Annotated in this window: 8 protein-coding genes; 3 read left to right on the forward strand and 5 right to left on the reverse strand. The window is 47.2% G+C overall.

Annotated features, from left to right (window positions below; all coding sequences use genetic code 11):
* Positions 1-2 precede the first annotated feature (2 nt).
* On the reverse strand, positions 3-2,135 hold the full coding sequence (locus B2X00_RS01745) for a TonB-dependent receptor family protein (protein WP_290485858.1): 2,133 nt from the start codon (positions 2,133-2,135) through the stop codon (positions 3-5).
* Positions 2,136-2,312: 177 nt separating this feature from the next.
* Between B2X00_RS01745 and B2X00_RS01750 the strand changes: the two genes are divergently transcribed.
* From B2X00_RS01750 to B2X00_RS01760, 3 genes are read left to right on the forward strand one after another with little or no spacing between them, the layout of a single operon-like run.
* On the forward strand, positions 2,313-3,266 hold the full coding sequence (locus B2X00_RS01750; protein WP_290485859.1) for an META domain-containing protein: 954 nt from the start codon (positions 2,313-2,315) through the stop codon (positions 3,264-3,266).
* 8 nt (positions 3,267-3,274) lie between these two features.
* Positions 3,275-3,706, forward strand: coding sequence for an Rrf2 family transcriptional regulator (locus tag B2X00_RS01755; RefSeq protein ID WP_290485860.1), 432 nt, complete (start codon positions 3,275-3,277; stop codon positions 3,704-3,706).
* Between the two features lie 10 nt (positions 3,707-3,716).
* The gene (locus B2X00_RS01760) at positions 3,717-4,982 is read left to right on the forward strand and encodes a metal-dependent hydrolase family protein (RefSeq protein ID WP_290485861.1); all 1,266 of its coding nucleotides are present in this window, start codon (positions 3,717-3,719) and stop codon (positions 4,980-4,982) included.
* A 10-nt stretch (positions 4,983-4,992) separates the two neighbouring features.
* Here B2X00_RS01760 and B2X00_RS01765 read toward each other — a convergent pair whose 3' ends face one another.
* The 4 genes from B2X00_RS01765 to B2X00_RS01780 all read right to left on the reverse strand — a co-directional run bounded on the left by B2X00_RS01765 (position 4,993) and on the right by B2X00_RS01780 (position 12,209).
* The gene (locus B2X00_RS01765) at positions 4,993-5,865 is read right to left on the reverse strand and encodes a MaoC family dehydratase (protein ID WP_290485862.1); all 873 of its coding nucleotides are present in this window, start codon (positions 5,863-5,865) and stop codon (positions 4,993-4,995) included.
* Positions 5,866-5,878: 13 nt separating this feature from the next.
* Entirely contained in the window at positions 5,879-8,947 is a 3,069-nt protein-coding gene (locus B2X00_RS01770; protein ID WP_290485863.1) for an AAA family ATPase, read from the reverse strand.
* A complete protein-coding gene (locus B2X00_RS01775; RefSeq protein ID WP_290485864.1) occupies positions 8,944-10,092 on the reverse strand; it encodes an exonuclease SbcCD subunit D in 1,149 nt (382 codons plus the stop codon). The genes B2X00_RS01770 and B2X00_RS01775 overlap by 4 nt, the downstream gene beginning before the upstream one ends.
* A 77-nt stretch (positions 10,093-10,169) precedes the next feature.
* Complete coding sequence (locus B2X00_RS01780) at positions 10,170-12,209, reverse strand: BCCT family transporter (RefSeq protein ID WP_290485865.1); 2,040 nt, start codon at positions 12,207-12,209, stop codon at positions 10,170-10,172.
* Between the last annotated feature and the right edge of the window lie 104 nt (positions 12,210-12,313).

A 12,313-nucleotide genomic window follows, 5' to 3' on the forward strand; every position in this document is an offset into this window, starting at 1 on the left:
CACTAAAATTTATAGTCGATACCCATCCAAACGGTCTGTGGTTTGTTTGGGCGCGCACCATCAGGTGTACGTGCAACAATCGCTTGCTGGTCGAAGATATTTTCGACTTTTACATATACCGATGTTTGCGTGTTAAGTTCGTAGCGGCTGACTGCATCGGTAACGAATAGAGATTCTGTCTCATCAAACGCCGCAGTGCTGTTGTTACAACCTACGCTGACACACATTGAGTCAATATATTTAAAGTTGAGGTAGTTAATCCAGCCGGCATTGTTATCAAGGCTAATGCGGACGTTTGCGGTGTGCTCTGGAATATCGTTTAAGCGATCGCCGTCCATAAGACCCGACACTGCATTATCTTTACTAATCTCACCTTGAGTATAGGTGTAAGCAATATCAACTGGGATCAAAAAATTGCCAGCAGCAAAAGTATGTTGCGCTTGGAACTCTAAACCTTGCACAACTGATTCGCCAAGTACATAAGTACCGGATTCAGCACCGTTATCACATGGTGTGGCGATAGAGCACAACTGGGTGGTATCGCTAAAGTCGCTATAGAACGCAATAGCTTCAACAAACGTATTTTGTTCTTGATAGCGTAGACCGGCTTCGTAGTTGATACTCGTTTCTGGCTCTTGGTTTTCTGTTGCACCGCCACCGAGTGGTGAAAAGCCTTTATGGACTCCGGCAAGCACCTGCCATGCGTTGCTTAAGTCGTAGGTAAACGATGCACCAGGTAGCCACTCATCGCTTGAGTTAGAACGGAATGCTGGTGCGGTAGTACGTGCAGCTTCACTGAACTGATTACGGAATGACGATACATCTTCATAGCGCAAGGCTAAATTAACTTTTAGCGCTTGGTTTACTTGCCAGCTATCGGTTATCCAGAGGCTAGTTGCATCGGCACCCTCGATACGGTTATTGCTACCTGAAGGACTGACCGTGGATTGATAGACTAAGCTGCCGTTGATTTGGTCAAAGATCTCCACGGGTTGAAAGCGATCCATTTCATCCGTGTGGTCGCGCCCACCGACTTCAAGTGCATGCGCGCCAAGTTGCCACTGTGCATTGAGCTCAATACCATAGCTTTCATAAGCGCGGTTATTATGTTTGTATTCAAGGCCGAGGGCATCTTCGGTACCGTCAAGAATGCCTTGTGCTAGCATGTCGCCTTGGTTCGCTGCACTCACATACGACCCACCACCGTTGAGCTTAAACCAGTCACGTTTGAATTCGTTACGATATGCGACAGCATTGAGCGTAACATCACTGTTTACATCAAAGCCGTAAGCCAAGCTAAAGCCTTTATGGCTGTTGTCCATTTGGTCAATCGATGAGATGCCGTAACGACGGTTTGGTGTATCAACGAAATCGGCATCGGTTAAGCCAAGGTAGGTCTCATTAGAAATTTCCTCTGAGTACTGCGCCTTGAAAAGCAGGTGGTGTGGTCCTTGATCAAAGCTCAGCTTTGCGGTGTAGTCTTGAATATCATAGCCGCTGTCGCGATGACTGCGATCAATGGCTTTAAAACCGTTACTCTCGCGTTGCACTGTCTCAAGTAAGAAGCCCCAAGCGCCTTGCGTTCCGCCGACGTAAGCATGAATATCGTTACTGCTGAACTCACCCCATTGTGCTAAAACTTGACCTGAAACAGACTGCTCAGGAATGGGGGTCGATACCAGGTTAAGCACGCCGCCCGTTGTTTGAGGGCCGTAACGCAGTAACGGTGCCCCTTTCAGTACTTCAACAGAGGCCATGCGCATGGTGGTTGGGAAATAATACGCTGCTGGGTTTGAATAAGGTGCTGGTGCCATCATCACACCATCTTCTAATAGCGTGACTTTGCTTACCCGACCTGCATTTGCCGCCCGAATACCGATGTTTGGACGTAAACCAAAGCCGTCTTCCTCCAACACGTAAACGCCCGGAAGGGTTTTCATCAACTGGTTGATATCGGTGGGTACTTCAACGCGCATTTGTTCTTCATCTATCACGGCTGATGAGCCTGCGATCTGACGCGCCTGTTCGGTTGATCCAATGATTTTAATTGTTTCGATTTCGGTATTCTCTTCCGCCATTATCAGCGGGCTACTTAGCAAGCTTGCGATAGCTAATGCAATCGGGGCTTTTTTCATTGTATATCTCCACACGTTATTTTGATGCGGCAGATAGTAATTAAAATGCGAATAATTCGCAATTAAAAATTAAGAATTTATTAATTATTTATTTAGCAAAGGTGTAACTAATGTAAACACGTAGTTAAGTGCTTGAGCTTTTGACCTAGCGAGGTATGCTGAGAATCAGAGGTTTATATGAATTTTATTGGATTGATTATGTTTCGGTTTGCAGTCGTTATTTTTCTGACTAGTGTCATTGTCGCGGGGTGCTCGTCTTCTTCGCAACGAGATATGAGCCAAGAGCAGGTGTTCATTTGTGGCGCTTATACGGTGTATACCGAGTGGCAGAATGAGCAACTTAAAGTACGTTTTGGAGACCGCCAAGACACACTAAAGCAACAACCCGTGGCATCGGGCGCTAAATTTGTTTCTGATGATGGTGAAAGTAGCTTCTGGAACAAAGGTAATATGGCCACATTTATCTGGCGGGGCGAGTCACTTCCAGAGTGTCGAGCTGCTGACTCTCTCCCCAAAGCGTTCTCAGCATCGGGTAATGAGCCATTTTGGGCGTTATCGCTTAATGGAAAGCAGGCTGAGGTAAGCACACCAGAGAAGGAGTGGATTGCCACGGTTGCATCTGTTGAACCCGTAAATGAAGGTTCCGATAGGCCGAGTTGGCGGTTGTCTACGGCGAACGGCGACCAAATAGATATTCGTTCCGAGGTATGTCGGGATACGATGAGTGGAATGGTGTACCCCTTTTCGGTGAGTTACTCGGGACAATTAAATGTGACAGGGTGTGGCGGTGAAACGCTGGACTTGGTGCAAGGCCCTAAGTGGATTCTGACCGAGACTAATGCATCAATGACGCCTTCATCTAATATGTATATTCAGTTCTTAGCCGATGGCAAGCTCGTGGGCTCGGACGGGTGTAACCGTCGTTTCGGACAGTATCAGTTTGGCAGCGAAATGGTGCACTTGAAGTGGGTAGGGAGTACACGTCGTGCATGTTCGGAAACCATTATGCAGGACGCAAAAACATTTGCCGAAGCGGTTAACAATGTCCGCACCATTGGCTTTGATCAGAATCGGCTCGTAATAGAAAGTCGCAACGGAACCCAATTAAAACTAAAAAATGAAAAACTCTAGGAAGCCGCGTGCAATTAAAGAAATATACAGATTATGGACTCAGAGTACTCATTTACCTTGCTGCATCTGAGCAAGATAAAAGAGCCACGATTAGTGATTTGAGCGAGGTGTTTTCGGTACCTAAAAACCATTTAAATAAGGTCGTTCATCATCTGGGAAAACTTGGGCTCATTAAGACTTGGCGCGGAAAAGGGGGCGGTTTTTCTCTTGCTACTGACGCGAACCGAATGCGTCTTGATAGCGTCATCCGCCAGCTAGAAGGTGATGAAGAGTGGATTGATTGTTTAAACCCAAGGTGTAAGATTTATCCAGTATGTGATTTAAAAGGTATTATTCACGCAGGTAAAGAGCAGTTTTATAGTTACCTTGCTAAATACACCATTGCTTCTCTGGTTGAGCGACCAGAGGAAATTCAAGTGCATTGGCACATAAATACTTAGGAGTTGAATAATGAATCATAAAATAGCTCTTAGTTTGGTGTTAGCGGTCTGTAGTTCTGCTGCTCATGCAGATGGCTGGTTACATTGCGGAAACGTATTTGATAGTGAACGTGGCGAGTTAGTGGGTGAGCGCTATATTCAGTTTAATAACGATAAAATTGTGAGTGTCACTTCTGACAAGCCGGCATCAGACGTTGTCGATTTGAGTGATAAAACCTGTCTTCCAGGGTTAACCGACTTACATGTTCATTTAGATGGTCAATCAGGCCCTGGCGCCTATTTAAATCGTTTTACCGAGGGGCCTGCCGATCTGGCTTATACCGCCCAAAATTACGGCATGAAGACCTTGCTCGCCGGTTTTACTACGGTACGTAATCCCGGTGATTCTTTTAATGTGACTCTGGCTTTGCGCGATGCGATTAAGGCAGGCAAAGTTCATGGGCCGCGTATATATAGTGCAGGTAAGTCGCTTGCCACAACGGGGGGACATGCGGATCCTACCAATGGTGTTCGACCTGATTTAATGGGTGAGCCGGGGCCGAAACAAGGCGTTGTGAATAGCCCCGCCGATGTTAAAGAAGCAATTCGTCAACATTATAAAGATGGCGCTGACTTTATAAAAATCACGGCTACCGGAGGCGTGTTAAGCATGGCTTCAAGTGGTGAGAATCCTCAATTTACTGATGAAGAGCTTGAAGCGTTGGTCGCTATTGCGGATGACTATAACTTCCATATCGCTGCGCATGCACATGGCAAGAGCGGTATGTTACGGGCGGTGAACGCGGGTATCGATACTATTGAGCACGGCACTTATATGGATGATGAGGTGATCGCGGCGATGAAGGCCAATGGAACGTACTTAGTGCCTACGATTATGGCGGGTAAGTTCGTTGCTGAAAAGGCTAAGATCGACGGCTACTTCCCTGCTGTTGTTAAACCGAAAGCTTTGGCTATTGGTCCAAAAATTCAAGATACCTTTGCTACGGCTTATAAAGCTGGCGTGAAAATTGGATTCGGCACTGATAGTGGTGTTTCTGCTCACGGCGATAATGCGAAAGAGTTTGAATACATGGTTGAGGCGGGTATGCCTGCCGAAGAGGCTATTCAAGCGGCAACGATAGCTGCCTCAGATATCCTAAGAGATCCGCGTTTAGGTCGTATTAAAAGCGGTTCATACGCAGATGTCATTGCAGTCGATGGTAATCCACTTGAGGATATCACCGAACTGCAGCGTGTGACCTTTGTTATGAAAAATGGACAAATTCACAAGCAATAATGAGCAGTAACTACGAAGGGAAGCGAATCTTCCCTTCGAGTTGCACTTGCGTATTGTCGTTATTCCGGACTTCGTAACCCTCGGGTGAGTCACTGTTACGCCAAAGACGAATACGAGCTGGCAGAATGACTGGGCGCTTAAAAGTGACATCAATATAGTTAGCACTTTGACCCTCGGCACGTTCGATATCGGCTTGTGCTCGGGCCATCATGTACATGCCATGAATAATTGGCTTGTTAAAACCAAACCAACGCGATGTAAATGGGTGTAGATGAATTGGATTGAAGTCACCCGATACACGCGCATAACGTCTACCCAACCCCGATCCCAGTTGCCAATGATGCATGTAGGTCCAGTTGGGCTTGTCGATCTTAGCCTCTGGCTTCTTGGCTCGCGGTGCCTCTTTACCTTGGGCTTTCATCACTTGGTATGTGCTAACGCAACGTACCACTTCTTTATTGTCTTGATAAAAACTGACTTCGAACTTGGGGCGCAAACGGCGAGGTGAGACTTGAGGGCCTCGTGCCGGAACACTGACCGAAGCTTTAATATAAAAAGGTTGGTCAGGTTGAATATGTTCCAATTGCTCGAGGCGGTTGTTCAAGTGAACCAAACCTGGCGCCGGCCACGGGAAACGCTTATCGAGCATTTGCGCTAAGTGAGTTCGTTGTGCGAGGCAATAAAACAAGGATAAGGGGATATCACTGACAAAACCACCGAACATATTTTTGTAGGCATCAATGCGTTTGGCCGATAGGGCTTCTAAACTATATTCATGCTCAATTTTATCAGCCTCAGCCTCGCTATTATCGTTACGCAGCAAGGTGAGCAACGAGCGCGCGAGCATGCCGGGCATTGCTGGGAGCGTTGTTGGTGAATGCATGACACCATCCATATTAGTTATTTACCCTCGTAGTGATGTGACTACCGTGTTGACCTTTGTGAACATCAATGCGCGTATCGATACGCTCCTTTAATTCTCTCACATGGGAGATGATTCCAACACTCCGACCACTGGCGCGTAGATTAGCCAGTACATCGATTGCGGCGTCTAATGCCTGCTCATCGAGACTGCCAAACCCTTCATCGACAAACAACATATCGAGCTTGATGCCGCCAGAGTATTGTTGTACTACCTCAGAAAGTCCGAGCGCTAGCGCCAATGCGGCTTGAAAGCTTTCTCCGCCGGAAAGTGTCTTAGTAGAGCGTTGAATGCCTGTGTAAGCGTCCGTAACAGCAAGGTTTAGACCACTGGCTGAGCGAGCATCACTGACTTCGTTTTCACGTACTAGTTGATATCGGTGATGCGTCATTTGCCCTAAATGTTGCGATGCAACAATTAGTATATCATCTAGTAGAACACTTAATATAAATCGGTGCAAACTTAAACGTTGGCTGTTTTGCCCTGTAGCTAGATTGGCAAGTGTACCAATACTGGCATACTGCGCTTCTAATGCTTCGTTCTGTATGACCAATTGCTGTAGGCGTTCTACGGCCTTTTCGTTGTTAAGTAATACACTTTGTTGGTGGTTAAATCGACTTTGTTCTGACTCGCGATCTTTACGTAACTTTTCGAGTTGCCGGGTTAGCTGTTCGATATCAGCTGGCGGAATATCATCAATATAGCGTTGTAGCTCTTTGATAGTTGACTTTAGTTCGATAGCACGTTGATTATGTTCGCTAACTGCTTGGCTGAGTTGTTTAAGCTCAGACTCATCGATTTGTGCCGACTTAAAATCTTCATCGGAACTAAAGTTGCTGGCTGAAAGTTGGGCTTTCCAAGTCTGTTGTGCATTTTTCAAGGCTTGCGTGAGGCGATCGCCCTCCTCTGTCTCTGCCTTCAACTGAGTTTGAGTGGCATGGTACTGTTGCGATTGCTTCTGTGTTAACTGCTGCGCCTGCTCAAATTGCTGTTCAAGCTGGCCTAGCTGTTGCTTAAGCTCTTCGATTCGTGGTTTTACTTCGGCGACACTCATATCGCTTTGTTGCCAACGCTGTTTTAAGTTCTCTAGCTCGGTTTGTGCGCTCGCGTGTTTAGCTTTCACTTCGGCGTATTGTGAGCGGCAGTGGTCAAGTTGTCCTTCAAGTTGACCGCGCTGTTGCTCCGCCCGCTCAAGCTTCTGTTGAACCTTTTGGCGGCGGTTTAACAGTGCTGTGCGTACTTGGCGTTCATTATTAAGTTGGGTTTCTTGTTGCTCCAGTGCTGCTTCGGATAAGTCGGCTAGTTCGGATAATTGTTGAGTCAGTTGGCGTTCATGTTCACTGGTTTTTGCGAGCGTTGTTTGCTCATCGTAAAACGCCTGCTCTGCTCTGCGATAACTCTCGCGTGCTTTATCGAGTTCATGCTGTTCAACTAATGCGTTAGCGTCCGATTGAGCAGGATGAGGGTGTTCTGTACTACCACAAACGGGACAGGGCTTTTGAGGTTCGAGCTGGCGCGCGAGCATGGGGGCTTGGCTCGCAAGCCAGCGTTGTTCAAGTTCGTTGACCTGATTATAGGCTTGCTGTTTGTGTGCGAGCTTTGCCTGCAATGAGCGTTGCAATTGAGCTTGGTCCTTTTTTAGAACAGCCGCTTGCTTAGCCAACTGCTGTTTTTTGAGCAGCTGTTGGCGTTGTTCTGATAAGGCGTGAGTACGGCTTTCCAACTCGGGTAACTCATCAATTTGTGTCTGTACCTGCTGTTGTTCTGTTCGTAGTTGCTTGAGCTCAGACTGAGCGGCATCGTAGTCTGCTCTAAGCTGCTTACCCTCCTTTTCTCGTTGAACAAGCGTAGACTGATACTGCTCGACTTGCTGTGTTAACCGCTCCAGTTGCTCGACGGTTGGCAAAAGCTCCTCTAAGCGCTGAAGTGTACTTCTAAGCGGTTTGCTTTGCTCAAGCTTTGTTCGTGCCTCCGCGAGCTTAGCTTCAGCGTTTGTCAATGATTTAGCTTGTTGCTGCTTTTCTTCACTAAGTTGGGTTTGCTTTTGTCGGCTTACGTTTAGCCGTACCTCCGTCTGTTGCCAGTCATTGTAGGCAGGTACCAGGCGAATGGCGGCTTGAGCCTTGTTAATCCGGTGTTGTTTGTTATCGATTTCTGCTTGCTTGGTGTGCAACTCATCTTGTTGTTGCCTGGCGTGTTGTAAATCTTTGGATTTGGCGTTGCGTGTGTGTTGTTGCTTGAGCTGATAATCGGTATCAACGACCTGCTGATTAAGTTGTTTCAGGGCGTTCTGCTGGGTTTCCAGCCGTGGTTTAAGCTCTGCGATCTGCTGCTCAAGCTGCGTTAAGTCATCGCATTCCGTGCCTTCGAGTATGTGTGCTTTTTGTTGCTCGAGCTTTTCAAATGCTTTTTTAAGATCGCCGGCCTGTTGTTTAAACAACTCTTCATAACGCTTGAAACGCTGGGTCTGAAATAATTGCGACAGAATATTTTCACGCTCATTGGCATCGGCGTTGAGTAGCTCACGGAATTTGCCTTGCGGTAACACAACCACTTGCCGGAACTGCTCAGCACGCAACCCGAGAAGTCCTTCGATGAATTTATTGACCTCGGTTACTTTACGGGTTTCGATAGGGTGCCAGTCCATCGTACTGGATGACTGACCGCTGTGCCATTCGCCGCGTAATTCATATAATGACGCAGTCGTACGGCGCTCAACAGTGGTATTGCCACGCTGCCCCAAAACATGTTGTGTGGGCTGGCGCATCACTCGATAGACTTTGGTGCCGATGGCAAATGTGAACTCGACTTCGGTGGTACAGTCATCGGCTGCATGATCACAGCGCATTTGTTTACCGGCGCGATCTTGCCCTGTGGTTTCACCATAGAGCGCAAAACTGATGGCGTCGAGTAGTGTTGTTTTACCGGCTCCCGTGGCTCCATTGATTAAGAACAAGGGGTGCTCGCCCAACAGCGTGAAGTCAATTGACTGTTGCGTGGGAAAGGGGCCAAATGCCTGCATCGTAAGCGCGAGCGGTTTCACGATCCTGACTCCTCTTGTTCAATCTGTTGAATGACCTGCGAAATTGCGCTTTTCTGATCTTCCGTAAGTGGCTCTCCGTGGACTTCAGAAAAGAAGTCTTGGATGAGCTCACTATCTGCTTTTTTTAGCTGCTCCTGAGCGTGAGCCGCGGGGGAGCGTTGATCGTGCTCAAACTGTTCTTTTCTTAACTGCATCAAATTAGGGTAATAGGCGCGGAGTTTCGCCATCGGATGTAGAATCGCTTGTTTATCAGTCAGTATCGCCTGAATGAAGTCATTATAATGCGGATCGTGTTGAGCCTGTTTAATTAAATCAGCTAATTCACCCTTAATCACGCGCATATCCTGACTGGGCTTAAGCGTGATTTGTTCAATGTCCTGTACACCCTTATTGTTAATATCAATTAAAGTGACCGATTTACTCTGGTTAACTTCAGAAAAGCTGTACTTCATTAACGAGCCACTGTAGCGGATATGTTCACGCCCTTTGTATTGCGGCTGATGAAGGTGCCCTAACGCCGCGTAATCAAAATCAGCAAACATTTGCCAATCAACACGATCGGCACCACCGATAGAGAGTGGTCTTTCTGACTCAGACTCCGATGCACCGTCTAAATAGCAGTGACTGACGATAATGTTGCGAGACAGGTTACTGCGTTGAGCGTTGATACGGTCAACAATCATCTGATGAGCGGTATTAAAGTTTTTACAATCACTTTCCAGCCAATGATTTACCTGCAATGGATCGTGGAAGGGAACGCACCATAAATGTACGTCGGTATCTGCATCACTCAATACAACGGGCTCGACCGATTGCGGTAAGTCGGTAATCAAGTGCAACTTAGCTTGTTTAAGCAGGCTATGTGCAAAGCCAAGGCGCTCGGCGCCATCGTGATTGCCGGAAATGGCGACGATGGTACGCTGCCGCTTAACCGCAACTTGTTCCACAAAGTCACTGAACGCTTTCACCGCAGCTGAAGGCGGTACTGAACGGTCGTAAATGTCGCCCGCGATGATGACTGCATCAACCGCGTACTCATCAATGACATTGACCAGCTGATGGAGAAGTTCGAGCTGCTGGTCAAGCAGCGACTGCTGATGAAATAGGCGGCCAAGATGCCAGTCTGAGGTGTGCAAAATCTTCATGATGATTAACTGAACGCCAAACAAAAAAGTCAGTATATCAGATAAAAAAAGCCCCCATCGCTGGGGGCTTAAATTGTCTACTTATTGGTTTCGATGTCTTGTAAATCCTCATCGTGTTTTTCCATCTCCCAAGGCAATACGCCGGGGCTGTGATGTCTAAAGTGTAAGTAGTTCTCGAACTGGTTAATGACATCGTTAATAATATCTGTCATTTCGTAACCATAGAGGTCGTATGATTGACCGCCTTGGCGTAAAAACAGCTCGGCACGATAGTAGTGCTCATTCTTATGGCTCGGACGTAGCACGAATTGTGGCATCGAATATTCGCGTAAGCGTATCTCATAAGCAAAGTCGAGATCGCCTTCGCGTTCAACAGTCAACATAATACGTTCATGCTCTTCGTCTTTAGTAAATTGAGCCGGCCAATCTTGTGCCTCGAGTTCGGTTTTTACTTTCTCTAACGCTTCGCTTGCACGACCAAAAATAAACTCTTTTACTTCACTTTGCTGTGGGAATTTCACCAAGCCACGTAGACGCTTCTTCCAATAATCAGGTCCTTCGTTAACGCCACGGCGGTGAGACTGACGGTGGCTCTTCAGGCTTGAGTATTGGTGACCCTCAATCACTAACGCGCGCCACATGCCGACGGCAGCAATCAATATGATAATCGCAAACGGAAAGGCGCTTGTGATGGCTGCGGTTTGTAATGCATTTAAACCACCTGCAACGAGTAGCACCGCAGCAACTAAGCCTTCGGTCGATGCCCAAAATACGCGCTGCCATACAGGCGTTTCACCCACACCGCCAGACGCCAGCGAGTCGACAACGAGCGAGCCCGAGTCAGATGATGTAACGAAGAAGGTGATAATCAGCAGCACGGTTGCGAAACTGAGTACATTAGTGAGTGGTAAGTTTTCAAATAGTTTAAACAACGCGATAGCTTGGTTGTTTTGGACCTCGGAGATCAACGAGGTATATCCCTCGTTCATAATCATGTTGAGTGCTGTATCCCCAAATACCGCGAACCAAAAGAAGGTAAAGAACGTGGGCACTAACATAACACCTAAGACAAACTGGCGAATCGTGCGGCCGCGGCTGATCTTGGCAATAAAAAGGCCGACAAATGGTGCCCAAGCGATGGTCCAGCCGAAGATAAAGAGTGTCCAATTACCTATCCAATCACTGCGGGTATAGGCCTGCAGATTGAAGGTACGTTCCACAATGCCACTCAAGTAGGCACCTGTGTTTTGTAGGTACGTCTCAAGAATATGGATAGTTGGACCCACGGCAAAAACGAATATCAGCAAGAACATAACCAGCGCCATGTTCAACAAAGACAGTCGTTTAATCCCTTTATCCATACCAGCAACAACCGACGCAATAGCGGCAAGCGTAATCACTGCAATGGCAATTACTTGTACCGTGGTATCAACCGGGATGTCCTCCCAAAGATAATTCAATCCTGTATTAATTTGGATAACCGAAAGGCCCAGCGTGGTGGCGATACCAAACAGGGTGCTCAGAATCGCAAACGTGTCGATCGTGTGTCCGGCAGGACCATGAATTTTATCACCAATTAAAGGGTATAAGGTCGATCGCATGGATAGCGGTAGGCCATGGCGAAAGGAAAAATATGCCAGAACCAGACCTACCAGGCCGTAAATAGCCCAGATGTGAAAGCCCCAGTGGAAGTAGGCGATTTGCATCGCTTGTTTAGCGGCATCGACGGTTTCGGCGGCCCCAACTGGAGGCTCGGCAAAGTGCAATACAGGCTCTGCAACACCGAAAAATAATAACGCAATGCCGTAACCAGCGGAGAAAAGCATGGCAAACCATGAGGTAAAGCTGTACTCGGGTTCGCAGTGATCGGGTCCGAGTTTAATTCGGCCCCATCGTGATACAGCAACACCGACAATAAAAATCAAGAATAATGCGACGGCTAGCATATAAAACCAACCGAAATGCTCCGTGATTCCAGCTAGAGTTGCACTAAAAAGGTTGCCAGCTAGCTCCGGTGCGCTTAAAGTGCCTATTACCAATAAGGCTATAACGATAACTGCGGGGAGGAAGACGGGAACCAAAATGGCGTTGCGCCAATTTCCTTTGGCGTTGGACATAAATTGCTCCTGTTATCTATAATTCTTGTTCGTTTATATATAGCCTACTGTGTCTTTATGGAAAAAGCTCACAATTGGTGATTACTGTTTAATGGCAAATGAAA

Source organism: Idiomarina sp. UBA3162, assembly GCF_002364475.1.
GTDB lineage: Bacteria > Pseudomonadota > Gammaproteobacteria > Enterobacterales > Alteromonadaceae > Idiomarina.

Excerpts from the sequence above, each read along its gene's own strand:
- B2X00_RS01745 (WP_290485858.1), bottom strand. The coding sequence starts at position 2,135 with ATGAAAAAAGCCCCGATTGCATTAGCTATCGCAAGCTTGCTAAGTAGC.
- B2X00_RS01765 (WP_290485862.1), bottom strand. The coding sequence starts at position 5,865 with ATGCATTCACCAACAACGCTCCCAGCAATGCCCGGCATGCTCGCGCGC.
- B2X00_RS01760 (WP_290485861.1), top strand. The coding sequence starts at position 3,717 with ATGAATCATAAAATAGCTCTTAGTTTGGTGTTAGCGGTCTGTAGTTCT.
- B2X00_RS01750 (WP_290485859.1), top strand. The coding sequence starts at position 2,313 with ATGAATTTTATTGGATTGATTATGTTTCGGTTTGCAGTCGTTATTTTT.
- B2X00_RS01775 (WP_290485864.1), bottom strand. The coding sequence starts at position 10,092 with ATGAAGATTTTGCACACCTCAGACTGGCATCTTGGCCGCCTATTTCAT.
- B2X00_RS01780 (WP_290485865.1), bottom strand. The coding sequence starts at position 12,209 with ATGTCCAACGCCAAAGGAAATTGGCGCAACGCCATTTTGGTTCCCGTC.